Raw genomic sequence first — 25817 nt, forward strand, 5'->3', positions numbered from 1 at the left:
CACTTGTTGTAAAGAAAGACAAGTTTAAACGTGAGGGGACCAGAGATGAAACCAGATGCAGCTGGAAGGTGTGAACACAAAAAGAGCCTGAGCACTGAACTCAGACTCCTACTAACCAAAATTACTTGGTCATAATAAACATTGGTAAAATCATTGGGTGCCGTTCCGTCTTTTCAAACAGGAAGTTTTGCAGATCATCGATAACGGCGTTACGAATCGAAGCTTCGGTAGCCTTCGGATTGCGCATGGCCCGACGAATCGTCTGGAAGACGCGACGCCGACCTTCGTTAAGGAGCTCACCTGATTCACGCATGTAGACAAATCCACGTGAAAGTAGGTCAGGGCCCGCCTTGATTTCCTGGTTCTTCAAATCGATGGTGGCAACGACAACGACAAGTCCTTCTTCGGACAAGAGTTGACGGTCGCGCAAGACGACATTTCCAATATCACCGATACCGGAACCGTCAATATAGACGTCCCCAGCGGTAAAGTGTCCCGCAACCCGGGCTGAGTCCTGAGTTAATGCCAGAACGTCCCCGTTTTGCAGGATGAAGCTGTGATCCAATGGCACACCGCACTGTTCTGCGAGCTCCGTGTGGATCTTTAACATCCGGTACTCACCGTGAATGGGCATAAAGAACTTAGGCTGCATGAGACGCAGCATTAACTTTTGCTCTTCTTGACCACCATGACCAGATGTATGAATGTTGTTGACCTTACCATGGATAACGTTAGCGCCGGCTTCTTCTAGTTCGTTGATGACCCGGTTGACCGAAATGGTGTTCCCAGGGATCGGGTTACTGGAGAAGACGACCGTATCACCAGGTTGAATGGAAATTTGTCGGTGGGTACCGTTCGCAATTCGTGATAAGGCAGCCATAGGTTCACCTTGCGACCCGGTACATAGGATCATGACCTTGTCAGCAGGAAGGGAACGAATAGCATTTGCATCGACTAAAGCCTCATCGGGGATGTTGAGATAACCCAGTTCCCGACCGTTAACGATGGCAGCTTCCATAGACCGACCAAAGACAGCAATCTTGCGTCCATGGGCCAACGCCGTTTCACAGGCGGTTTCAATCCGGGAAATGTTGGAAGCGAAGGTAGCAAAGATAACCCGCCCTTCAACTTGGTCAAAAATCCGTCGAATCGATTTACCAACCCATTTTTCCGACTTGGTCCAGATTGGTCGTTCAGCGTTTGTGCTATCAGACATTAAGCACAGCACGCCTTCTTCACCCAATCTAGCCATCTTTTGAAGATCAGGCGGCTGGTTCGTAACGGGAGTTAAGTCGAACTTATAGTCTCCCGTTTCCACGATTGTTCCGACCGGGGTATGAACGGCGACACCTAGAGTATCAGGAATCGAGTGAGTGGTTCGGAAGAAGGTGACGCTCATCTTCCGAAATTTGAGCACAGTGTCATCGTCAATTGTGTGTAGTTCAGTCGATTTAAGTAATCCGTGTTCTTCAAGCTTGTTCTTGATCAGTGCCAAGGCAAGCGGACCTGCGTAAACAGGAACGTTGAGTGCCTTTAATAAATAAGGAATACCGCCAATATGATCTTCATGGCCGTGGGTAATCACAAGCGCCTTGATTTTGGCTTGGTTTTCAACGAGGTATTGATAATCCGGAATGACATAGTCAATTCCAAGTAACTCGTCTTCGGGGAACTTAATTCCGGCATCAATCAGGATAATCTCGTCCTGAAATTGAATGCCGTAAGTGTTTTTCCCAATTTCACCAAGTCCACCCACGCCAAAGATAGCGGCTTCGTTATTTTTGACGTTTAACTTGTTCATTCATTGAACTCCGTTAATTTGTAATTCGGATTCTCTTGTTCGTAAGCCAATGTTTTACCTTCGATGGCTTCGATGAATTCGATATTGTGTTCCGTATGAGCTTCCACAAGTGCCCGGGCTTCAACTTCTGCTGGGGCTTCCAGGTAAAGTGAATGCGTATCCTCGCGCTTAGGATTCCGCTTTTTATCATTTTGGTAATAGACTTTGTAAATCACAGACAAAACTCCTTTTAATTTTAAACGATTTAACTCGCTAATCGTGAGTGAACAGCGAATTATTTATGTCCTGCCGAACTGCGGGTTGCTTACACAACAATTAGCACAATTTTAGCATAATTTCAGCCACTTGTATAGAAGTACCCCTAGACGACAAAACATGCTATGATTAAACTAGCGTGAAGTGAACGGAGGAGACGCCATGGCTCTAATAGTAGAAGTCATTATTGGCATCATCATTGCCTTTATTATTTATGAAATGATTCGCCGTATGATTGTTCAGCGAGCGACGCGAATGGTGCGGCGGTCTGCAGAGGATGATACGGATGTGGCAGTTAAAGCAGCTTTACAGCGCCTGGTGAACGATGATGTTTTATCAGAAGACGAGTGTGTACTGCAGCCAACAGAGACGGTCGCCGATGTGTGGGGCCGTGGAGTCATGGCCTTTGAGTACACAATGCCCAGTGGTATCGACACGGAACGGCGGTTGTCCGCACTCGAAGCGGCTTTCAATGAAGCTTTGGCCAGTTTTAGTGCGGATCATCAGGTCAAAGCGGTGGTTGCGGGACCGGCTTTTGTCGTCAGCGATATTTGGGTCTATGAAGGGCACCTCCACGTCGACGTGGCAAACTTAATGAACGAGTCAACGGTTGAATATTTAAAAGACCTCAAGAAGTTAAATGATCCTGCTGTGAAATGATGCACTATATATGGAAGAAACAGGTTTATCTTTTCGTAATAAAAAGAGTTCTGCTATTGAAAATAGGCATCGTAATCGATTGTTCCTAGGGAACTTGATTACGATACCTATTTTTTTAATTGGGAACTGATAACATAGGTGAAAACTTACGCAAGCTAGATCGTGAAACACACAGTAGGGGAATATCCTTACTAAACGGTAGGGAAGTTTACTTACCTACTATGAGATGTAAGCCACCTAAAAATATTGGTGTCAGCCACAAACAATTTGTGCATAAATTACTCAATCATAATCATGTCATCGTCATGTGTAAACGGTTGGTCTTTATTGATGTGATCGTAGAAGAGCATCCCGTGCAAGTGATCGATTTCGTGCTGACAAACGATAGCCGGGTAGTTCTTCAAGCGTAACTGGTGCTTTTCGCCGTTCACATCATAGTAGCGTAAAGTGATGCGATCGTGACGGCGGACAAATCCGGGAACGTCTTTGTCGACGGAAAGACAACCCTCACCTTCAGTCAAAGCACCTTCCTGAACGGATTCAGAGACGATGACTGGATTGATGATGACATCGGTAAAGGGTGACTTGCCATCTTTTTCGGTAGGTGGAACCAAGACGGAGGCCATCTTTTTGGAGACGCCAACTTGCGGCGCTGCCAAGCCAACACCGGCCCGCAAACCGTATTCTTTACATTGTTCGGGGTCCTGAGAGACCACCAAATATTCCATTAAGTCCTTAGCGAGCTGTTGATCTTCCTCTGAGAGAGGGAAGATCACGTCTGCTGCTTCTTGTCGTAAGACGGGATCACCGTCGCGGACAATATCTTTCATGAGAAACAAAAGCATTACCTCCGCAAAAAAATATTGTTAGTTACCATTCATTTTAACATACCCACTGGGAGAAATGAAATGAAAAGAAAACGGTTTCTATTTTCAAAAAAAGTGGAAAGTAAAAAATCACAACGCGCCGTAGGGATTTAGCCTAATCCCTTTATCTGTCCACATGAAAGGGCTTGCATGGCTTCTGAAAAAATGGTACTTTATAAACGTAGTCAGGAAACGCAACGTTAACTCACTCTGGTTAACAATTTCATATCAAGTGAAAGGAAAGTGTTACTTATGGCTAATGGAAGCAAACAGATTGTAGACTTTGCCAAGATCAAAGCTACGATGGCTGACCCATATAAGCACCCAGTTCAAGTCATCGATCGTGAAGGCAAGGTTGTTGATCCAGACACGTTGGCGAAATATTCAGATGACCAACTTGTTGACTTCATGAAGAAAATGGTTTGGGAGCGTACGTTACACGAACAAACAATGAACTTCTCACGTCAGGGTCGCCTCGGTTTCTATGCTCCAACTGCCGGTGAGGAAGCTAGTGAAATGGGAAGTGTTACTGCATTTAAGGAACAAGACTTCCTGTTACCAGCTTACCGTGATTTGCCACAAATGATTCAACACGGGACTACCGTTGCAAAAGGTTTCTTATGGTCCAAAGGTCATGTTGAAGGCAATCAACATGAAAATCCAAACATGTTATTCCCACAAATCATCATTGGCGCGCAATACGTTGAAACCGCCGGTGTTGCTTTAGGGATTAAGAAGAACAAAGATGAAGACCGCGTTGCCTTCGTCTACACCGGTGATGGTGGGACATCACAAGGTGACTGGTACGAAGGGGTTAACTTTACCAGTGCTTTCCAAGCACCAGCTGTCTTCTTCGTTCAAAACAATGGTTGGGCAATTTCCGTACCACGTCGCAAGCAAACCGCAGCTGAGACGTTGGCACAAAAAGCCGTTGCCATGGGTGTTCCTTCCGTCCAAGTTGATGGGATGGATATCGTGGCTGTTCACGAAGTTTCTAAAGCTGCTCGTGAATTTGCTGCAGCCGGGAATGGTCCAGTTGTTATTGAAACATTGACTTACCGTTACGGTGCTCACTCCTCTGCTGGTGATGATCCTTCTCGTTACCGGACTAAGGAAGAAGAAAAGCCTTGGTTCGATGCTGATCCACTGATTCGTTTACGGAAGGTCTTAACTGACAAGGGCGTTTGGTCACAAGATCAAGAAGACAAGTTAGTTGACGAATACAAAGACGAATTTAAGGGAGCAATGAAGGAAGCTGAAGCAGCACCTGCACAAAAGGTTTCTGACTTCTTGAAGTGGACTTACAATGTGCCTACTCCAGCTGTTAAGAAGCAAATTGCAGAATTCGAAGCAAAGGAGTCGAAGTAATCATGGCTAAAATGACGTATATCAAAGCGATCACTTCTGGTCTGGATCAAGTTTTGAAAGACGATCCTAAGACGTTGATCTTCGGTGAAGACGTTGGTAAAAACGGTGGTGTGTTCCGGACAACTGTTGATTTACAAGACAAGTACGGTGAAGACCGGGTTTTCGATACGCCATTAGCTGAATCTGGGATTCTTGGATTAGCTATTGGGTTATCTTTAACTGGTTGGCGGCCAATTCCTGAAATTCAATTCATGGGCTTTACGTTCGAAGCAATGGATGGGATTGTTGGGCAATTAGCTCGTGATCACTACCGTTTTGGTGGCCAAAAGAACTTCCCTGTTACTGTACGGACACCATTTGGTGGTGGGACTCATACCGCTGAAATGCATGCCGACAACTTGGAAAACTACTTCGTTAGTACCCCAGGCCTGCGGGTTGTAACACCTGCTAACCCATACGATGCTAAGGGATTAGTTATCTCCGCTGTTGAAAGCGACGATCCAGTTCTATTCATGGAAAACTTGAAACTTTATCGTTCAATGAAGGATGAAGTTCCAGATGAAAAGTATACGGTTCCGTTAGATACTGCCAAGGTTGTTCGCGAAGGTACTGATGTAACGATCGTTGCTTACAGTGCTGAAGTTAACGAATCCTTAGCCGCTGCTGATGCTTTGGCAAAAGACAACATTTCCGCTGAAGTTATTGACTTACGTTCACTGTCACCAATTGACACGGACACGATCTTTGCTTCTGTTGATAAGACCCACAAGGTTGTTATTGTGCAAGAAGCACAGCGGATGGCTGGTGTCGGTGCCGTAGTGGCTTCTGACATTGCTGAAGAAAAGATCATGTCCTTGGACGCCCCAATCGGCCGGGTAGCTGCGCCAGATAGCATTTACCCATTTGCCCAAGCTGAAAATGATTGGATTCCAAATGCCGATGACATTGAAGCCAAGGTACGCGAAATCGTCAACTACTAATTTAAATCTAATTAAACGATAAAAAACGATGTGGGAGACATCCTGCATTAGATGAAAGAAAGGAAGTTTTCCCATGGCTTATACGTTCAAACTCCCTGAGCTTGGTGAAGGAATGGCCGAAGGTGAAATTTCTTCATGGCTTGTTAAAGAAGGAGACACTGTTAAGGAAGACGACACATTAGTCGAAATCCAAAACGATAAGTCTGTTTCGGAATTACCATCACCAGTTGATGGCACTATTTCACAAATTGTTGCACAAGAGGGGGACACCGTTGAAATTGGTGATCCACTGATTGTGATTGATGACGGTTCAGATACACCACCTGACTTAGGCAAGGGTGGGGATGAAGCCGCTGCTGCTCCAGCTGAAGAAGCTGCTCCAGAACCAGCTGCTGCCCCAGCACCTGCTGCCGCACCTGCTCCAGCTCCAGCCGCTGCACCTACGGGTGTTCCAGCTGCTTCTGACCCGAATAAGTTAGTTTTGGCAATGCCTTCCGTTCGTCAATACGCACGGGACAAGGGCGTTGACATTACCTTGGTTGCCCCAACTGGGAACCATGGTCAAATCTTGAAGGCTGACATCGACAACTTTAATGGTGCCGCTGCACCTGCTGCACCTGCTGCAGCCGCTGCTCCAGCTGCTACTTCTGAAGGCAAAGCCACTACTGGCCAAGCTATCAAGCCTTGGAAGTCTGACCAACCAGATCTGGAAACTCGTGAACCAATGTCAGCTATGCGGAAGATCATTGCCAAGAGCATGCGGACCTCCAAAGATATTGCGCCACATGTTACCTCATTCGATGAAGTTGAAGTTTCTGCTTTGATGGCTAACCGGAAGAAGTACAAGCAAGCCGCTGCTGATAAGGACATTCACTTGACCTTCTTACCTTACATGGTTAAGGCTTTGGTTGCCGTTATGAAGGAATTCCCTGAATTGAACGCATCTATCGATGACACGACTCAGGAAATTGTTTACAAGCACTACTACAACATTGGTATCGCTACCAACACTGATGATGGTCTTTACGTACCAAACATCAAGGCTGCCGATTCCAAGGGTATGTTTGAAATTGCTAAGGAAATTAGTGATAACACCCAAGCTGCTTACGACAAGAAGTTGAGTCCTGCTTCCATGGCCGGTGGTTCAATCACCATCAGTAACGTTGGCTCAATTGGTGGTGGCTGGTTCACACCAGTTATCAACCAACCTGAAGTTGCTATCTTAGGTGTTGGCCGGATTGAAAAGGCACCTTACGTTAACGATGATGGTGACATTGTTGTTGGCCGGATGTTGAAGATTTCCTTGAGTTACGACCACCGTTTGATCGATGGCGCCTTAGCTCAAAATGTTTTGAACAAGTTCAAGGCATTGCTTCACGATCCAGAATTACTGTTAATGGAAGGGTAGGAAAAATATGGCAGATGTTGAAAAAAAGGACACCGTCATCATCGGTGCCGGACCCGGCGGCTACGTTGCCGCAATTCGGGCTTCTGAATTAGGCCAAAAGGTCACTTTAGTCGAAAAATCCGATACGCTTGGTGGTGTCTGCTTAAACGTTGGCTGTGTTCCTTCTAAGGCCTTAATTCAAGCCGGTCACCGTTTGGAACAAGCTAAAGACGGTTCGACTTACGGAATTTCTACGGAATCAGCCGTTATTGACTTTAAGAAGACACAAGACTGGAAGCAGACTAAGGTTGTTGATCGGATGACCAGCGGCGTTAAGATGCTGATGAAGAAGCACCACGTTGACGTTGTTAACGGGGAAGCTGTCTTTTTAAGCGATACCCAATTACGGGTAATGCCTACGGGCGAAAAGCAGTTCATGTCTACTGATACTGGTCAGACTTTCGAATTCAATAATATTATTATTGCTTCCGGGTCACATCCAATCGAAATCCCTGGCTTCAAATTTGATGGCCGGGTTATCGACTCTACTGGTGGTTTGAACTTGCCTGAAATTCCTAAAGAATTCGTTGTTATTGGTGGGGGTTATGTTGGGACCGAATTAGCTGGTGCTTACGCTAGCTTAGGTGCTCACGTAACAATCATTGAAGGAACGAAGTCAATTCTGCCTAACTTCGAAAAGGACATGGTTTCCGTTGTCTTGAAGAAGTTGAAGAAGAAGGGCGTTGATGTCATCACCAGCGCTATGGCTAAGGGTTCTACCCAAGACGACAAGAGTGTTAGTGTGACTTACGCCGTTGACGGTAAAGAATCTACCATCAAGGCGGACTATTGCATGGTTACCGTTGGTCGTCGGCCAAACACTGATGACTTAGGCTTGGAATACACCAAGGTTAAGTTGAATGACCATGGTCAAATCGAAGTTGATAACCAAGGTCGGACTGCCTCAGAACACATCTGGGCAGTTGGTGACGTTGTTCCTGGTGCTGCATTGGCTCACAAGGCCTTTGCTGAAGCTAAGACTGCCGCTGGCGCTATCTCTGGTAAGAAGACGGCTAATGACTGGTTAAGTGTTCCAGCTGTTTGCTTCTCCGATCCTGAAATTGCAACGGTCGGTTACAGCGAAGCTGCTGCCAAGGATAAGGGTATCAAGGTTAAGACTGCGAAGTTCCCATTTGCTGGGAATGCACGTGCCGTTTCATTGGATGCTCCTGATGGCTTTGTTCGGTTCATCTACACGGATGACGACAACAAGAACATCGTGGGTGCCGAAGCGGTTGGCCCTGAAGCTAGCACGATGGCCGGTGAACTCTCAATCATCGTTAACGACGGCTTGAACGTTGAAGACGTTGCGTTGACTATTCATCCACACCCAACGTTAAATGAACCAATCCAAGAAACCGCAGATATCGCGATGGGCTTCCCAACGCATATCTAAAGCGACTATTGAATTTGAAAAGGATCTCCGCTTGCGGGGGTCCTTTTTGTGGTTGGAAATAAAGGCAATTTGGCAACACGTCAACGCTGACTGCGTCAGACATTGAAATTGAGCTACGGCTATGTGCTTCTGCCCTGACAGTTGACAATCATTACGACTATTGGCTTATTATCATGGAATAACAACGTCAGACGAGAGACCGCTTGATGTGGGGCTCAGATATATCCGGAGCAGTCGCCTTCAAATCTTTCAGGGATGAGGCGTGAGCGATGAGCGGTAGATGAGTGTGTAGATTATTTCAGAACTGCAGCGAACAGAATCTTAAAGATAACGGTTACGGCTTGCTATCCCCAATGGTTCACTTATAATGGAGCTATGACGGTATCGACGTGGGATTGAAGAGCATGACGCACGTGGATATTGACACAGTGTTTCGTCAGAAAAGTCGGTTGCTGAGAATCCCTTGATGTGAGTGGTAGCTGACAAATTGGCGCGGCGAAAATCAGGCTTTAGCTTGAAAGAGGAGGTCATCACGATGCCGACGTTACTTATTCAGGGAAACTTTGATCAGGCAAATCAACTGCTTCAGCAATTATTGGTGGCAGACTTGCCACTTGATTGTGTCATCATGCCAAATACGACTGATGACACACCGCGCTATCAACCGTTGGTAGTGGCAAGTGCATTGTGTCCACAACTAACGATTCGAGTAGGAACAACGGCAGATTATGGTCAGGCAACTTGGCTGGTCGTCTTGGATCGGGATTCAGCGGAGGCGCCAGTTAATGAGCGGGTAGCGGATCTCCGGCTCTTGATGAATCGAATCGTTGAGAATGGATTCGGTGGCCAACTGATCTTTTGTGGCCAGCAAGATGAAATTTTGACGTATTTTGCCTGGAAGTTTTCTGGCTTTCCACGACAACAGATTTGGGGACTTGGCACTTATCCGCTGGCACGGTTGATAACAGCACGGCTGGCAGAACGTCTGCATGTGGGGCATTCAATGGTCCAAGCGACCGTAGTGGGGACAGCAAGTGAGCCCATTGTTGCGTGGAGTCGGACATACATTGGGCCGACGCCACTGCTGATGTATTTGGCAAATGCAGATGCGAAATTTGGAGCGGATGACTTATCTAAGATGGGAACCTGGTTAGCGCGTGAGGCTGGGGAGAAGCAAGTCACGTTACGATTTTTGGCGTTGATTCATTTGCTTCAAGCAGCAGTGACTAGCCAGCCAATTATTGCGACGGTGACGCATGTTTATCCTGAAGAACTTGGATTTGCGGCTGCCGCACCCGTATTGGTTGCTAAGACTGGGGTGAAAGATTTGATGCCGTTAGCTCTGTCTGAGGATGAACAGCAGGATTATGCGGCACGGGCAGCTGAATTGCGAGAGACGATTCAAGCGATTGAGAATCAACAGACGGAGGGAAAATAGTGGCAGAAGAAGACTATGCGTACCCGTTGCGAGCAGATTGGTCAACGGCCGAAATTGTGACGGTTACCACGTTTTACCAGATGATAGAAGCAGCTTATGAGCGGCCACAGGGTGTGCAGTCGGCAGATTTAATTGCGGCTTATCGAAAGTTTCAGACCATTGTGCCCCAAAAATTTGAAGAAAAAAGTATAGACCAGGAATTCGAAGCAGTTTCCGGTTATAGCATTTATCACACTATGAAGCAGGCACGACAGCAAGATGGTCAAGTCAAGATGAAAGGGACGACAAGGTAATGAGTTTGGATTGGCAGCAGTTGAATCGAGACGTTACGGCACTATTGAAAGAGGCTCGGCAGCGCGTTCTAGAGAAAATGCAGGTACCATTGACCGTTGACGAGAAGACGGGGCGCAAGGATTTAGTTACCAACGTCGATAAAGGAAATGAGCAATTTTTAATTGCCGGTATTCGACGTATCGATCCTGATGCGAAGGTATTGGGGGAAGAGGGATTTGGAGACCAACTCACAGATGTCAAAGGCCGTGTTTGGATCGTTGACCCCATTGATGGCACCATGAATTTTGTTAAGCAGCAAGATAATTTTGCCATTATGATTGGAATTTACCAGGATGGCGTTGGCCAGCTGGGCTATATTTATGATGTGATGCGTGATGTTTTATACCACGGTGGGCCGCGACTGGGGGGCGTTTGGGCCAACCAAAAGTCGGTTTCAGCACCGGCTGATCTGGCCTTGTGTGACGGCTTGATTGGCGCAAGCGGGCCTCTAGTTATTCACGATGTCGCCCACATGCAGGCCATTGTTCATGCGAGTGCTGGGATGAGGATCTATGGAAGCGCCGGGATTGAAATGATCAACGTGATGTTAGGGAAGACTCTCGGTTACATTTCGCATCTCAAGCCATGGGACTTTGCAGCGGGTCAAGTTTTGCTGAATACCTTGGGTGTTCGGGTCTCAACTATTGACGGCCAGCCGCTGAATATGCTATCATCTAACCTTGTACTAGTAGCGACGGAAAAAGCGCAACGTGATATTCTCCAAATTGAAGAAGATGACGTCTCACTGTGACACCTGTCACAGTTTTTTTATGCGGCTGGCTGGTACGGATGGACTTTACCAGCTAGAAAAGCTACAATAAGCGTACTTACTGAGGTAAGCATGCCGTGATCCATCTAATTTCACCAAGCACGAAAGGAAGAAATACACTTGAAAATCAGAGATGATATCCGCAACATTGCCATCATTGCCCACGTTGACCACGGGAAGACGACCCTTGTTAACGAAATGTTAAAACAATCCGATACGTTGGATGAGCACGCGTCAATCGAGGACCGTGCCATGGATACAAACGCTATCGAAAAGGAACGGGGCATCACGATCTTGTCCAAGAACACCGCTGTGCGGTACGGTGACAAGCAAATTAACATCTTGGATACCCCAGGACACGCCGACTTCGGTGGTGAAGTTGAACGGATCATGCGCATGGTTGACGGCGTTTTGTTAGTTGTCGACGCCTATGAAGGTACGATGCCTCAGACCCGTTTCGTTTTGAAGAAAGCCTTAGACCAACACTTAACGCCAATCGTTGTGATCAACAAGGTTGACCGTGAAGGCGCACGCCCTAGCGAAGTTGTTGATGAAGTCTTGGACCTCTTCATCGAATTAGGTGCTGACGAGGACCAACTGGACTTCCCAGTGGTTTATGCTTCTGCTATGAACGGGACCTCTAGCTACGAGCCAGAACTTGACACGCAGGATCACACGATGAAGCCAATCTTTGACACCATCGTTAAGCACATTCCAGCACCAATCGACAACACTGATGAACCCTTACAATTCCAAGTTGCCATGCTGGACTACAACGATTTCGTTGGTCGGATTGGGATCGGCCGGATTTTCCGGGGTAAGATCAAAGTCGGTGACAGCGTTACTGTTATGAAGCTTGACGGCTCAAAGCAAAACTTCCGGGTTACCAAATTATTTGGTTTCTTTGGTTTGAAGCGTTTGGAAATCAAGGAAGCCAAAGCTGGAGACTTGATTGCCGTTTCTGGGATGGAAGAAATCAACGTTGGAGAAACTGTTGTTGCTCCTGATACGTTGGAACCACTACCAGTTTTACGGATCGACGAACCAACGTTACAAATGACTTTCCGGACTAACGACTCACCATTTGCTGGCCGTGAAGGTAAGTTTGTCACATCTCGTCAAATCGAAGAACGGTTGAAGCGTGAACTGCATACCGATGTTTCTTTACGAGTTGATGATACCGATAATCCTGGTGCCTGGGTCGTTTCTGGTCGTGGTGAGCTTCACTTGTCCATCTTGATCGAAACGATGCGTCGTGAAGGCTTTGAATTACAAGCTTCTCGTCCAGAAGTTATCTACAGAACAATCGATAACGTTCGTTGTGAACCATTCGAATCTGTTCAAATCGATACGCCTGACGAATATACCGGTTCAATCATTGACACACTTTCTCAACGGAAGGGTGAAATGAAGAACATGGAGGCCGTTGGTAATGGTCAAACACGTTTGACTTTCTTGGCCCCATCTCGTGGGTTGATTGGTTACTCAACTGAATTCTTGTCATTAACTCGTGGATACGGGATCATGAACCATACTTTCTCTAAGTACCTGCCTGTTATCAAGAACTGGAACCCAGGTCGCCACAACGGGACTTTAGTTTCCATCAACTCTGGTAAGGTAACGACTTACGCTATCATGGCCGTTCAAGACCGTGGGATCGTGTTTACTGACGCCGGGACTGAAGTTTATGAAGGAATGATTATCGGCCAAAACAGCCGTGATAATGACATTTCTGTTAACATCACGCGTGGTCGTAACCAAACCAACGTCCGTGCCGCTGGTTCAGAAGATATTGCTAAGGTTAAGACGCCGTTGAAGATGTCTCTGGAAGAATCACTTGAATTCATCAACGAAGATGAATATTGTGAAATCACCCCAGACCATGTTCGTCTGCGGAAGCAAATCTTGAACACGAGCGAACGGGAAAAAGCTGCCAAGAAGCGAAAGACTGCTGCTCGGAAGTAAGTCTAAATTTTAAATGAATCTTTACCGGTAGGATAAGTGGGCTAACCACGTGTCCTACCGGTTTTTTTGTCGTAAAATTGCTAGGGAGCTATGCTATAATATAACCATTCGATTATCGCCGTTAACGCGGTAGGCTTGGGGCGACTGAACGTATGCAAAAGTTAAAATATTTAGATTACTGGCTATTGGTACCCTACTTGGTACTCAGCCTCTTTGGAATTGTAATGGTGTATTCGGCCAGTGCCGATATTGGGAGTCAAAATGGGGGGAGTCCCGGAAGCTACTTGGTAAAACAGGCCATTTATGTGCTACTGGGAATCGTGATTGTGACCTTCATGTTCAAGTTGAACTTGAATAAGTTACGTGACAAAACAATCTTAAAATATGCAGGTTACTTGGCCTTGGCGGCGCTATTGCTCCTGCTGGTACGGGGTCAAACGATTAACGGGGCTGCAGGGTGGTTCCGCTTAGGACCAATTGGTATTCAACCCGCTGAATTTGTTAAATTTTATCTTATTGTTTGGCTGGCCAACGTGATTGATCAACGACAGGATGCAATTATTGAGGATGGCTGGTGGTCTACGATGTTGCGGCCAGTTATTATCTGTTTTGGAATTGTTTTCTTGATCTTTTTGCAGCCTGACTTAGGAGGGGCAACGATTAATGCGGCCATTATATTTGTCATGATTCTGGCAAGTGGCTTCAATTGGCATCGGGCAGTTGCCTTCTTCGGCGGTGCCTTCTTGCTGGTAGTCGCGGTGATTTTCCCCTTAGTGGTCAAGGTATCCGAGATGAGTTTTGCTAAGAATGTCTATCAGTTACAGCGAATCGTGGCATTTATAAATCCATTTAAACACTCACAGACGGTCGGCCAACAGTTAGTCAATTCCTATTATGCGCTCAGTAACGGGGGTATCTTTGGGGTTGGCTGGGGAAATAGTATTCAAAAGACCGGGTACTTACCGGAACCGAACACAGACTTTATTATGGCGATACTAGCGGAAGAGCTGGGCTTGATCACAGCATTGGCAGTGATTACGTTGCTTTTCTTGATCATTGTGCGGACGGTACTCATCGGTATCCGTAGTAATTCGGCCTATCAGGCCTTGGTTTGTTATGGGGCAGCAACTTATTTGACGGTTCAGACGCTATTTAACTTGGGTGGCGTCTTAGGCATGTTGCCTATTACCGGGGTGACATTTCCATTTATCAGTTATGGTGGGTCCAGTACCTGGACGCTTGCGCTAGTGATGGGAGTCGTCTTAAATATTAGCGCCCGGCAGAAACATTATCGGGCAAATCAGTAGAGTAATGGAATCCAATAAGGAGGTCAGAGAATGGCATTTGAAATTCAACCACGGCAGAGTTTGATTGTGTATACTTACAGTTTGAAACAAACACGGCAGCTGAAACGCTATGGTACGGTGATGTACGTCTCTAAGAAGATGCGTTATGTCGTCTTGTATGTTAACAGTGACGCCGTTCCAAGCTTGACAGAACAATTGAATCACTTGCGATTTGTAAAACGAGTCGTAGCATCAAAGCGTCCCGAAATTAGTGAAACGTTCAACGGGGTGGCTGAGGAAGTTAACCCGACAATGGCAATAGAGGATGATGACGAATGAGAATTGTAGCGGGAGATTTTGGTGGTCGCCGACTAAAGGCAGTCCCCGGAATGGCAACGCGGCCAACGACGGATAAAGTCAAGGAAGCACTTTTTAATATTATCGGACCGTACTTTGATGGTGGACGTAGTTTGGATTTATTTGCCGGGTCCGGTGGGCTCAGTATCGAGGCTGTCTCGCGGGGAATCGAACAGGCTGTCTTGATTGATCGGCAGTACGCCGCAATTCAAACGATTAAGGATAATGTGGCCGTTACGAAAGCCCCAGAACGCTTTGATATTTTAAAACGGGATGCCAATCGGGCACTAGATGAATTAGCACAGCGAGGTGATCAGTTCAATCTGGTCTTCTTTGATCCGCCGTATGCGCAGCAGAAAATCGTTGATGAGATGGTAAAACTACGTGAATTGAATCTCCTAGCGGTTGATGCACGAATCGTCTGTGAAACGGACCAAAAAGCAGAACTGCCCGATGATGTTCCTGGCTTTTCGTTTATGGAACGGCGGGATTATGGTATCACTGAATTAACTATTTATGCATTGGGAAGTGAAATGGCATGACAATTGCAGTGTTTCCAGGAAGCTTTGATCCTTTAACCAACGGACACTTAGACCTGATTGCGCGGGCAAGCCGGATGTTTGATCAGCTAGTCATCGCGGTTGGTCAGAATACGTCTAAACAGGGCGTTTTTTCACCGGCAGAACGTGTGGCCTTTATTGAAGCTAGTGTGGCGACACTGCCTAATGTGAGCGTTCAGATTGAAAGTGGTCTGACCGTGGCCTTCATGCAAGAGATTCAGGCTACCGTACTGGTTCGGGGGTTGCGCAACAGTGTTGATTTTGAATACGAACAGGGAATCGCGGGAATGAACCGTGCTTTAGATGCTAACATTGATACGGTTTGCTTGATGGCAGACCCCCAATATCAATTTGTTTCCTCCAGTCTGTTGAGAGAAGTGGCCCGGTTTGGCGGTGATTTAACGAAGCTTGTACCACCAGTGGTTGCTCATGCCTTGAACGCCCGTCTAGAAAGCGAGGGGTAGTCATGCGTAACTGGATTCGTTGGTCTTGGCGAGAGCTTGTGTTAACTGCGGTGATTGTGGCTGCGATTTTAGCCTTTTTCTTTCTGCCACTACCCAAGTATATCGAGGGTCCGGGAGAAGCGAACGATTTAAAGACATTCGTGACGATTAAGGATCATCCTGATAAGGATAAAGGGAAGTTTATGATTACGTCTGTAGCGCTATCTCAGGCGCGTCCGGCGACGTATTTGTATGCCAAGTTTAATTCGTACGATAGCATTGAGAGTGTGGACAGTGTTACTGGGGGCGAAAGTAATGCCACCTATGACCGTGTCCAAGACTTTTACATGCAAAGTGCCATCAACGAGGCCATCTATACGGCTTATCGTGCAGCCAATAAGCCCGTTAAGCGGCAATACTTGGGTATCTATGTGTTGAGTGTCGATGCTAAGTCACCGTTTGCAAAGAAACTTAAGGTGGGCGATACGGTTACTAAAGTCGACGGACATCACTTTAATGCGATGACCGGCTACCAACGTTATATTCAAAAACAGCGGGTTGGTAAAATGACGACGATAACCTACCAGCGCAATGGCCATGATCACAAGGCAACGGCTAAGCTGATGCGGTTACCAACGAAGAAGGCTGGCATTGGCATAATTCTGACCGACAACGTGAAGGTGACGGCTAAGCCTAAGGTCAAGGTCGATCCCGGTGAAATTGGCGGACCATCTGGTGGACTGATGTTTAGTTTACAAATCTATAATCAGGTGACGGGAAAAAATTTACGTCACGGCCAGAAGATTGCTGGAACCGGGACCGTCGATGGAGACGGTAACGTTGGCGAAATTGGTGGGATCGATAAGAAAATCATTGCGGCTAAACGGGCTGGCGCGACCGTGTTCTTTGCACCGTATGTGAAGCCATCAAAACTGCTATTGAAATATGAGGAGCACCATATGACCAATTATCAGCTGGCTAAGGCCACTGCTAAGAAGTATGCCCCAAATATGAAGGTAGTTCCTGTGAAAACGTTTAATGACGCTGTTAAGTACTTGGAAACACACAAGTAGTCGCTTAAGTCGCTCAGGCATTGTCTTACCGTTAGTTTGACGGTGACAATTTATACTGTTGCAAGAGTAAAGCGAAGATTTTAGGGTTCAACCGATTGTAGAAGCGAGTTACGGGATTAGCTGTAGCTCGCTTTTTGACGTGGATTGAAAAAAGTTTTGCAGATAAAAAAATATTTCCCCAACTTTTACGGAGTTAAGCGTAAAGGGGGCAAATGCAGATGGAACGACTTATCGAATGGTGGCAGGACTTCTCATGGAGACAGCGTCTATTGGCGGTGAGTGTGGGACTCGCGATTCTGAGCTTGGGGTGGTGGTTAACGGTAGCACGCGCCAGTCCGGAACCGTTACCGGCAGCAATTCCGCCGGCAACCAACGTTGGCTCGCCTGAGAAGAGTGGGAGTCGCGTCGCTAGTAGTGGGCGTGGTTCCAGTCAAGCTAGTTCGCATGATACCCGGGTCTTCGTTGATGTACAGGGGGCCGTGAAGCAGCCGGGACTTTATCAGTTTGGACCGGAGATGCGGGTTGCAGACGCTGTAAAGGCCGCTGGTGGGCTCAGTGCACATGCTGACCGCCAACAGGTCAACTTGGCGACCCGGCTGACGGATCAACAACAACTTTATATCCCAGAAAAGGGGGAGAAAGCAACAGAAACAGTGTCAACGCCAACAGGTGCGGCTAAGGCGACCGGAAGTCAGTCAACGAGTCAGGTGGCAGTAGTGAATTTGAATACTGCGACCGTCGCAGACTTACAACAACTGACGGGGATTGGTGAAAAAAAGGCACAGAAAATTGTGGACTATCGTACAGAACATGGGGCGTTTAAGGCGGTCACTGACCTAACACAGGTCCCAGGATTTGGTGAAAAAACGGTTGCCAATTTGCAGGATCAACTGACGACATAAAGCAGTGGTATACTGGAAAATAAATTTAGAAATGAGGGCATTAACATGAAACGAGAGAGAATTCCTTGGGATCAATACTTTATGTTGCAGGCACTGGTGATTTCGACGCGTAGCACCTGTAACCGGCTGTCAGTCGGGGCGACCATCGTGCGGGATAAACGAATTATTGCTGCTGGTTATAATGGTTCCGTCTCGGGCGATGATCATTGTCTAGATGAGGGCTGTTACCTGGTTGATGGTCACTGTGTCCGCACGATTCATGCGGAAATGAATGCCGTTTTGCAGTGCGCTAAATTTGGTGAAGCAACGGATGGCTCTGAAATCTACGTTACGGATTTTCCTTGTTTGCAATGTACGAAGATGCTACTTCAAGCGGGGATTCGCAAAATTACTTATTTGCGTAATTATCATAATGATCCGTATGCTCAAAAATTGATTGAACTGAAGCACGTGGAATTGAATCAAGTCGAGGTTGATCCTAAGTTGCTTGCGACGCTGTCATTTGATCAACCACAACACGGTTAGTGGCGTCTAACCACTTTTTCTTTATTAGCCTGGGAATAGCGGCCGTTAGTGTCAGTGCTGGCGGCCATCTTTGGGGCGGAATGATCTTACTCTTAGTGGTGATCAGCCGAATTATTCGATTGGATAATCGTGTCACTTGGGGTCTGCTGTTCATGAGCTTAGTGATTTTTGGAAGTCATTTATGGTTACAGGAGCAACGACTCAGTCAGCGACAGTTGCCTTTATTGGCACCGGCACAGACGACGGAACTGGCCGTACGGGTGCAACCGGATGCGATTACGATTCGCGGTTCTCTGTATTATTTAGTTGCCACTAAGATAAGTAATGAGGAACGAGTGATCTTGCGGGGACGACTAACCTCGGCCGCACAATTACAGGATCTTCAACACGTCCAGCGTGCCGAAGTCTGGCAGATTACTGGCCAGCAGCAACGTTTATTGCCAGCGACAAACTTCAATCAATTCGATTCGGCGAACTATTGGCGCCATCGCCAAGTGGTAACTGAAATCATGGTAACAACTTTGACAAGTCGGAAGCCAGCGTTGCGTCATTGGTGGCAGGGCTTTGGTGACTGGTGGCATGCTCGCCGGGCACAGTTGATTCGTTATTGTGAACGGTTGCCAGGGGCACTAAAGGTCTACGCGTTAGGCTTGCTGCCTGGAGCCAAGGCGGCGGAGTCGATGGTGGAATTGCAGGGGATGCAACGGCTGGGGCTACTACATTTGTTTGCAATTTCTGGACTTCACGTAGCCTTACTCTTAACGGCCGCGGAATGGTTACTAGTCCACTTACGTCTGCAACGGGAACATTGGGAATGGGTGTTACTGTTCAGTCTGCCGGGGTATTGGATCTTAGCTGGCGCAAGTAGTGGCGTCTTGCGTGCTTGTTTGATGCGCGGTCTACAGTTGGCTGGTAAACGCTGTCCATTTTATCTGAGTACGTTGGATACGTGGGCAGTAGCACTTGTGGCTGGCCTGTGGTTGAATCCAGGGCTTCTATTTGAACTTGGCGGTCAACTGAGCTATGGGTTGTCGCTAGCGCTTATTTTATTGCAGTCGGAGACCTGGTGGTGGCGTCAGGTGGGATTGACGTTTTTAGGGCTGCCGAGCCTGCTAACGGGCATTTTTCAGTGGCACAGCTTGACATTATTGGCAAATTGGATCGTGGTGCCGCTATTTCCGGTAGTCATTTTGCCAGCGACACTGATTGGCACATTGAGCTATGCTTGGTTACCAGCGCTCAGCCGGGGATGTGCTCAGGTATTGGGGGTGTTTGACACTGGCCTGCAGTGGGTCGCTCAGTTACCGGGAAATGTGTTGTTTGGGCGACCACTCTGGTGGGTGACCTGGATCTGGGTTGCTGGCACGTGGTGGCTGTTTAGTCGGCCGGTGGGGAAAAGGCGTCGGTGGCTAAGTTTACTTGCGGTGAGCTATGCGGTGATGTATGGCGTAATTCATTACCCATTGACGGGGGAAGTCGCGTACTTTGATGTTGGTCAGGGTGACAGCATTTTAATTCGTGAGCCGTTTAATCGGCACGTCACACTGATCGATACGGGTGGGCGATTAGCCTTGCCACAGCCAGAATGGGCGGCTACACCGCCTGTAACCTACAACGCAGAGCGGACGAGCATCAATTACTTAAAGAGTCGGGGTATTGATCACGTGGATGACCTGTATTTAACCCATCATGACGCGGATCATATTGGTGATCTACCAGCATTCTTAAAGGATCTGCAGGTAAAACGAGTGCTGGTTCCGGCGGGGATGGAACAGGAGCCAGGATGGGCACGATTGTTGGCAAATAGTGCGACACCAGTAAGCGTGCAGCCAATTCAGGTCGGTAGTCTGGTTGGGTTACACGTGTTGCATCCGTTTGAAGCAGGACCAGCAGATAACGCGGGGTCATTGGCCCTACAGGGAACTTTTGGTCGCTTGAACTTTATGTTCATGGGCGATTTAGACCAAGCGGGTGAACGGAAAATTCTGACGACTGCCCCACAGCTACGAACGGACGTGTTAAAATTAGGACATCATGGGAGTAAAACAGCTACGGCGCCGGCATTTGTTGCACAGTTACAGCCACGCTTAGCGATAATTTCGGCTGGCCGGCAAAATCGATATGGGCATCCGAATCCAGAAACCTTGGCAACACTTCACCGAGCTACTGTGGCGGCGATGAGCACACAAACGAGGGGGATGATTCGGTATGTGTATACTGATAACCGACAAGGGACTTGGCAAACAAAATTAATTTCGAAGGGGAATGCTCGTGACAATCAATGAACTTTTAAAAACATTAGCGACGGGCGGACATTTGGCTAATGTCTACCTGATTTTGGGTCAGGCAGATTACTTACAACGACGACTAAAGATAGGATTTAAGGCCAGTGTGCCAGTCGATGAGCAGACAATGAATTTCGCAGGCTACGACATGGACACCGTGCCCTTGGCTGTGGCCTTAGATGATGCCATGGCGGCACCATTTTTTGGTGAGCGCCGGGTCGTTTGTATTGATAATCCCCAGTTTTTGACTGGTGAGACCAAAAAGCAGAAGGTTGAGCACGATATCGACAGCTTACAAACGTACTTGGGTGCACCGATGGACAGTACAGTATTAGTCTTCTTTGCACCCTATGAGAAGTTAGATGGTCGTAAAAAGGTAGTCAAACAGTTAAAAAAGGTAGCAACCACCATTGAAATCGACAACTTTTCTGAACGAGATGTCCGCCAATTTGTGAATGATCAGCTGAAGCAGGATGGCTATAGTATGGTACCGGCCGCTCTCAATGAGCTGATTCAGCGGACCGATGCAGATTTAACGCTAATGATGAGCGAATTGCCGAAGCTGGAGCTCTTTACCCATCCCGAAAAGACAATCGCTATGGATGCGGTGACGGGATTAGTGAAGCAGACGTTGACACAGAATGTTTTTGACCTTGTGAACAAGGTGTTGGCTAAGGATACGGCTGGGGCAGTGACGCTTTATCGAGAACTGCTACAGGCCAAAGAGGAGCCCTTGAAAATCAATGCGATCTTACAGGGGCAATTCCGTTTATTGATTCAGACAAAAGTATTGGCAAAACAGGGCTTCAGTCAGGGCCGGTTGGCGAGCGAACTAAAGGTCCACCCGTATCGCATCAAACTAGCACTGCAGATGCATCATCACTTTAAACTGACCGATCTGAACCGTGCCTATCTGGGGCTGTTCCAGGTGGAGCGGCAGATGAAATCGACGGCCATGGCGCCCGAAATGCTATTTTCACTGTTCATGACCCAGTTTGCCGGGTACCAGGTACCAGCTTAGATTTAAAATTAGACAAAAAAAGGGGGTCGACCAAGTTCATGGTCGACCCCCTGATTGCATCATCTAATCGCGTTGATTAATTGATTACTTAGCTAAACGTGCAGCCATCCGTGACTTGTCACGAGCAGCCTTATTGCGCTTGATTAAGCCCTTTGAAGCGGCCTTGTCAACTGCAGCACTAGCAGCGCGGAATAAGTCTTCTACGTTGTCGGCGCCAGCCGTCTTGGCTTGTTCGAAACGCTTAACGGTAGTACGCATCGCACTCAGTTGAGCTGAGTTACGTTCGTTTGCCTTGATGTTCGTCTTTGCACGTTCGATTGCTGATTTGATAATTGGCATGAAAATTTCACCTCCGAATGAGAAATCCTAGTACCGGAAATCTTAATTTCAACGTATGTTATTATACAGAAGCCACGGGGTGAATGCAATAGGTTAGCTCGATAAATGTAAAGTAATTTTACTTGATAGGCAATGTGGCAAAAACGCTTGCTATTTAATCGTGACTCCCGTATGATAGATAACTGTGCTAAGCACAAACCCTTAACTTAGTTTATCTGGCGGCCACCGCCGACTCACTCAGTTTTGGGCACTTATATTGAAGGGTGGTATATTTACCATGGCTATTAGTCAAGCAAAGAAAAACGAAATCATCAAGCAATACGCACGTCACGAAGGCGACACGGGTTCTACTGAGGTCCAAGTTGCTGTTTTGACCGCTGATATCAACGAAATCAACGTTCATATGCAACAACATCGTAAAGACTTCCATTCCCAACGTGGTTTGATGAAGAAGATTGGTCACCGTCGTAACTTGTTAGCTTACTTACGGAAGACTGATCTCCAACGTTACCGTGAATTAATCAAGAGCTTGGGTCTGCGTCGTTAATTCGCCGCGCCACTCGGTCCATTTCCTTTATTGGAGATGGGCTTTTTTGTTGGCCTCAGGCAAGCTTAACCATCTTGGTTCTTTAAAATGACAAAGTATGGTAAAATGAAAGAAGTTTAATCATGGACGAATTTAGGCTATTTGGCCTACAAGAAAACGCTGATTGACTACTGATCAGAGATTGAATTGAAACTATCAAAGATACTTGAGGTGAACTTATGAGTGCAAAGATCAAGATTATCCCGTTTGGCGGTGTTCGCGAAAACGGTAAGAACATGTACGCCGTTGATGTAAACGGTGGAATTTATATTTTAGATTGTGGGTTGAAGTACCCAGAAAATGAGTTATTGGGAATTGATGTCGTTATTCCAGATTGGGCCTATTTACGTGAAAACAAAGACCGAATTGTTGCTGTTTTCTTAACCCATGGTCATGCTGATGCAATTGGGGCACTCCCTTACTTTTTAAGCGAGTTCAATGTCCCTGTGTTTGGTTCAGAGATGACAATTGCTTTAGCAAAGATCGACGTTGCTGCCGAACCTAAAGTGAAAGATTACGATGATTTTCACGTGATCGATGAAAAGACGGAAATTGATTTCGGCGACGTGGTCGTTTCCTTCTTCTCGACGACGCACTCAATCCCAGAATCACTCGGCATTGATTTGAAGACCGATGAAGGTCAAATCATTTACACTGGGGACTTCAAGTTTGATCAGACGGCTAAGCCCGGCTATCAAACTGATTATGCGCGACTGGGAGCCATTGGTCAGGCAGGGGTCTTGGCCGTGTTAAGTGACTCTGCTAATGCTGAAAATCCAGCGATGAACGCTTCAGAACAAACTATTGCGGAATCCATCGAAGAAACGTTCCATTATCGGGACGGCCGCGTCGTTGTCGCTTGTGTTGCGTCGAATATTTTACGGATTCAACAAGTCTTTGACGCTGCCGCTAAGACGGGACGGAAGGTTTGTCTGACTGGACAAGACCTTGAGGCCATTGTGAATACGGCAATGAAGCTGGGAAAGCTGTCCTTTGATGACGATCTCCTGGTTACCACGGAACAATTGGATCAGTTGACGCCATCTGAAATCGTTATTTTACAAACGGGTAAGATGGGTGAGCCCATCAAAGCTATTCAACGGATGGCAAACAAGCAAGAAAAAGATTTGAATATCCAGGAGGGTGACTTGGTCTACATCACGACGACTCCTTCACACGCAATGGACACCACCGTTGCTCAGACACGGGACATGATTTATCGTGCTGGTGGGGAAGTTAAGGCCATTTCTGATGAATTGAATTCATCAGGCCACGCCTACAAACGGGATCTACAGTTAATGCTGAACCTGTTAAAGCCAAAGTACTTGGTTCCTATTCAAGGGGAATACCGGCTATTAAATGCCCATGCTAATGCTGCGATGGAATTAGGCATACCAGCTGATCACATCTTTATCTTGGCTAAAGGGGACGTCTTAACCTATGCCAATGGTGAAATGGGACTCGGCGAAGGTATTGACGTCAGTGATACCATGATTGACGGTATCGGTGTTGGTGACATTGGTAATATTGTGTTGCGCGATCGGAAGGTTTTGGCTGACGATGGGATCTTTATTGCCGTTGTGACGATTGACCGGAAGAAAAAACAGATTGTGGCGGATCCTAAGATTACGTCACGAGGCTTCGTCTACGTTAAGGCCAACAAGGACCTGATGCAGGAGAGTGCCCAAATCATTCGCAAGGCCGTTCAAAACAATTTAGACAATAAGGAATTTGATTGGGGCCATTTAAAACAGGATGTGCGTGAACACTTGAGCCATTATTTGTTTGAGCAAACCCACAGACGGCCAGTTATTTTACCAGTTATCATGGAAGTTAACCAACATCATCGCCGAACGACTGGGAAGGAAAAGGCGCCAGTAGACCAGACGACACCGACTAAGGCAACTAAAGCATCAAAGTCGGCGGATAAGTCGGTGCCCAAAAAAGATGCGGCGGATAAGCCGGCACATAAACCACACCGGAACCGAAAACGTCGGCGGACGCCAAAACCAACGACACCTGATAAAGCATAACTAAATTTGACGGACCGATAGCCATTCAGGCCTCGGTCCGTTTTGAGTCAAAGAAAGGGGAGACTACCATGTCAGAATTCACGAGTCCAGCGGCCCGAGAAAAAGCCCTGGAGGCTGCTCGAGTAGCCTTTGAAACACAAAACTGGTCAGTTGCGGCGGCCGGATTTGAACGACTGTATCAAGATCAACAGACGGCTGAGCTGAATCGGTACTTAGTCGCAAGTTTGTACCATGATCAGCAATATGCAGCCGCTGAGCAGGTGGCCGCTGAACAGGATGGTATTTATTTGCAGTCCAGTCAAACTTTTCAGCTACGGTTAGATGTGGCGTTAAAAAATCAACAGTTTATTTTTGCACGTGAATTTTGTGAACTTCCCGTTGCTCAGGATTGGCGTGCAGGAGGGCTCGCACAGATAGTATCGGCTGAAACGGCCAGCCAGACGACGCTGGGAACCACGCAGCGCGTAATTGCCAAGCAATTCTATCATTTAGGGGATGTGTCGTTTGCAGAACAACGGCAGCGGTTGGAACGGGCTCGGCAATTACCGTTATCGCAATTCATGCAGGGCGTCCAATATTTATTAGTTGATCCCTTTCTGCATCCCTTAATGCGATCGACATTGCTTGAAGAATTATTACGTTTGCGGACCACCGAGCCCGTTCAGTTGCACTGGCTGGATGATCAGGTTTACACTGTACAAACGAAGAACTTACGACCAGTAAATGCAAGTTTAGCTGCTGCTGAGATGCAGCATTTCTTACAGGACCAGTTAGGGCAAAGCAATCCGGTCTTGGCTGCAAACGTCCAACAGGTGGTGACGTTACAGTTGATGATGCTTTATCCGTTTATCGACAAGGTCGTCACACTACCGGTCTTGTGGGTGCAAATTTTAGCAGGGTTACCATTGCCTACTGAAGTATCGTCGACGGATTTGAATCGAATTTCTGACTGGCAGGAGCGTTTAAATCACTATTCGGCGGAACTTTTTGGGGCAATTGGGGACGAAAAACACGAAAAACCGTAAATTCAGCGATTTTTTAGTTTACAAATAATTCCGCAGCATATATACTGGTCAAGGATTCTTTTTTGGGAGGGTTCCAGCTTTCCCTTTCCGAAAAGAAGTAGTAT

General features: G+C 47.0%; 25 protein-coding genes. 21 read left to right on the top strand and 4 right to left on the bottom strand.

The features are described from left to right. Positions 1-121: 121 nt before the first annotated feature. Entirely contained in the window at positions 122-1801 is a 1680-nt protein-coding gene (rnjA, locus tag EKM89_RS02935) for a ribonuclease J1 (protein ID WP_125685669.1), read from the bottom strand. Continuing rightward, positions 1798-2016 carry a DNA-directed RNA polymerase subunit epsilon gene (locus EKM89_RS02940; protein WP_125685670.1) on the bottom strand — a complete coding sequence of 73 codons (219 nt, stop codon included), beginning with the start codon at positions 2014-2016 and terminating at the stop codon, positions 1798-1800. The genes rnjA and EKM89_RS02940 overlap by 4 nt, the downstream gene beginning before the upstream one ends. Positions 2017-2218: 202 nt before the next feature. Between EKM89_RS02940 and EKM89_RS02945 the strand changes: the two genes are divergently transcribed. Next, on the top strand, positions 2219-2716 hold the full coding sequence (locus tag EKM89_RS02945; protein WP_125685671.1) for a hypothetical protein: 498 nt from the start codon (positions 2219-2221) through the stop codon (positions 2714-2716). Between the two features lie 278 nt (positions 2717-2994). Here the strand turns inward: EKM89_RS02945 and def are convergent, their stop codons facing one another. Next, the gene (gene def, locus EKM89_RS02950) at positions 2995-3555 is read right to left on the bottom strand and encodes a peptide deformylase (protein WP_125685672.1); all 561 of its coding nucleotides are present in this window, start codon (positions 3553-3555) and stop codon (positions 2995-2997) included. Positions 3556-3834: 279 nt separating this feature from the next. Between def and pdhA the strand changes: the two genes are divergently transcribed. From pdhA to holA, 17 genes are all read left to right on the top strand, one after another. After that, positions 3835-4950 carry a pyruvate dehydrogenase (acetyl-transferring) E1 component subunit alpha gene (gene pdhA, locus EKM89_RS02955; protein WP_125685673.1) on the top strand — a complete coding sequence of 372 codons (1116 nt, stop codon included), beginning with the start codon at positions 3835-3837 and terminating at the stop codon, positions 4948-4950. A gap of 2 nt (positions 4951-4952) precedes the next feature. Then, positions 4953-5930: an alpha-ketoacid dehydrogenase subunit beta gene (locus tag EKM89_RS02960; RefSeq protein WP_125685674.1), complete on the top strand. Its 978-nt coding sequence runs from the start codon at positions 4953-4955 to the stop codon at positions 5928-5930. 73 nt (positions 5931-6003) lie between these two features. Continuing rightward, entirely contained in the window at positions 6004-7338 is a 1335-nt protein-coding gene (locus EKM89_RS02965) for a 2-oxo acid dehydrogenase subunit E2 (RefSeq protein ID WP_125685675.1), read from the top strand. A 7-nt stretch (positions 7339-7345) separates the two neighbouring features. Then, entirely contained in the window at positions 7346-8773 is a 1428-nt protein-coding gene (gene lpdA / locus EKM89_RS02970; RefSeq protein ID WP_125685676.1) for a dihydrolipoyl dehydrogenase, read from the top strand. A gap of 535 nt (positions 8774-9308) precedes the next feature. Continuing rightward, positions 9309-10211 (top strand): Rossmann-fold NAD(P)-binding domain-containing protein, encoded by a 903-nt coding sequence (locus tag EKM89_RS02975; protein ID WP_125685677.1) that lies wholly within the window; start codon positions 9309-9311, stop codon positions 10209-10211. Beyond that, positions 10211-10504: a UPF0223 family protein gene (locus EKM89_RS02980; RefSeq protein WP_125685678.1), complete on the top strand. Its 294-nt coding sequence runs from the start codon at positions 10211-10213 to the stop codon at positions 10502-10504. The genes EKM89_RS02975 and EKM89_RS02980 overlap by 1 nt, the downstream gene beginning before the upstream one ends. Next, complete coding sequence (locus tag EKM89_RS02985) at positions 10504-11295, top strand: inositol monophosphatase family protein (protein WP_125685679.1); 792 nt, start codon at positions 10504-10506, stop codon at positions 11293-11295. The genes EKM89_RS02980 and EKM89_RS02985 overlap by 1 nt, the downstream gene beginning before the upstream one ends. Before the next feature lie 138 nt (positions 11296-11433). Continuing rightward, entirely contained in the window at positions 11434-13278 is a 1845-nt protein-coding gene (typA, locus tag EKM89_RS02990; protein ID WP_125685680.1) for a translational GTPase TypA, read from the top strand. Between the two features lie 152 nt (positions 13279-13430). Further along, positions 13431-14585, top strand: coding sequence for an FtsW/RodA/SpoVE family cell cycle protein (locus EKM89_RS02995; protein WP_125685681.1), 1155 nt, complete (start codon positions 13431-13433; stop codon positions 14583-14585). Between the two features lie 30 nt (positions 14586-14615). Next, entirely contained in the window at positions 14616-14903 is a 288-nt protein-coding gene (locus EKM89_RS03000; protein ID WP_125685682.1) for a YlbG family protein, read from the top strand. Continuing rightward, positions 14900-15463 (top strand): 16S rRNA (guanine(966)-N(2))-methyltransferase RsmD, encoded by a 564-nt coding sequence (gene rsmD, locus EKM89_RS03005; RefSeq protein ID WP_125685683.1) that lies wholly within the window; start codon positions 14900-14902, stop codon positions 15461-15463. The genes EKM89_RS03000 and rsmD overlap by 4 nt, the downstream gene beginning before the upstream one ends. Further along, positions 15460-15945 (top strand): pantetheine-phosphate adenylyltransferase, encoded by a 486-nt coding sequence (gene coaD, locus EKM89_RS03010; RefSeq protein WP_125685684.1) that lies wholly within the window; start codon positions 15460-15462, stop codon positions 15943-15945. Before rsmD ends, coaD begins: the two co-directional genes overlap by 4 nt. 2 nt (positions 15946-15947) lie before the next feature. Next, on the top strand, positions 15948-16997 hold the full coding sequence (locus EKM89_RS03015; RefSeq protein WP_125685685.1) for a SepM family pheromone-processing serine protease: 1050 nt from the start codon (positions 15948-15950) through the stop codon (positions 16995-16997). Between the two features lie 218 nt (positions 16998-17215). Next, on the top strand, positions 17216-17899 hold the full coding sequence (locus tag EKM89_RS03020; RefSeq protein ID WP_125685686.1) for a helix-hairpin-helix domain-containing protein: 684 nt from the start codon (positions 17216-17218) through the stop codon (positions 17897-17899). A 45-nt stretch (positions 17900-17944) separates the two neighbouring features. Then, positions 17945-18424: a ComE operon protein 2 gene (locus tag EKM89_RS03025; RefSeq protein ID WP_125685687.1), complete on the top strand. Its 480-nt coding sequence runs from the start codon at positions 17945-17947 to the stop codon at positions 18422-18424. Next, positions 18424-20709, top strand: a complete 2286-nt coding sequence (locus tag EKM89_RS03030; protein ID WP_125685688.1) for a DNA internalization-related competence protein ComEC/Rec2 — start codon at positions 18424-18426, stop codon at positions 20707-20709. The genes EKM89_RS03025 and EKM89_RS03030 overlap by 1 nt, the downstream gene beginning before the upstream one ends. Beyond that, positions 20696-21730 carry a DNA polymerase III subunit delta gene (gene holA / locus EKM89_RS03035; protein WP_125685689.1) on the top strand — a complete coding sequence of 345 codons (1035 nt, stop codon included), beginning with the start codon at positions 20696-20698 and terminating at the stop codon, positions 21728-21730. Before EKM89_RS03030 ends, holA begins: the two co-directional genes overlap by 14 nt. Positions 21731-21814: 84 nt before the next feature. On the opposite strand, the gene rpsT is transcribed toward holA, so the two are convergent. Further along, positions 21815-22069, bottom strand: a complete 255-nt coding sequence (gene rpsT, locus EKM89_RS03040; RefSeq protein ID WP_125685690.1) for a 30S ribosomal protein S20 — start codon at positions 22067-22069, stop codon at positions 21815-21817. A gap of 277 nt (positions 22070-22346) precedes the next feature. Here rpsT and rpsO point away from each other — a divergent pair, with 277 nt between their 5' ends. The 3 genes from rpsO (at position 22347) to EKM89_RS03055 (ending at position 25713) form a co-directional block, all read left to right on the top strand. Next, complete coding sequence (gene rpsO, locus EKM89_RS03045; protein WP_125685691.1) at positions 22347-22616, top strand: 30S ribosomal protein S15; 270 nt, start codon at positions 22347-22349, stop codon at positions 22614-22616. Between the two features lie 218 nt (positions 22617-22834). Then, positions 22835-24688 carry a ribonuclease J gene (locus EKM89_RS03050; RefSeq protein WP_125685692.1) on the top strand — a complete coding sequence of 618 codons (1854 nt, stop codon included), beginning with the start codon at positions 22835-22837 and terminating at the stop codon, positions 24686-24688. 68 nt (positions 24689-24756) lie between these two features. Continuing rightward, a complete protein-coding gene (locus EKM89_RS03055) occupies positions 24757-25713 on the top strand; it encodes a hypothetical protein (RefSeq protein WP_125685693.1) in 957 nt (318 codons plus the stop codon). The last annotated feature ends 104 nt before the right edge of the window (positions 25714-25817 follow it).

This window comes from Levilactobacillus fujinensis (genome assembly GCF_003946335.1).
Lineage (GTDB): Bacteria > Bacillota > Bacilli > Lactobacillales > Lactobacillaceae > Levilactobacillus > Levilactobacillus fujinensis.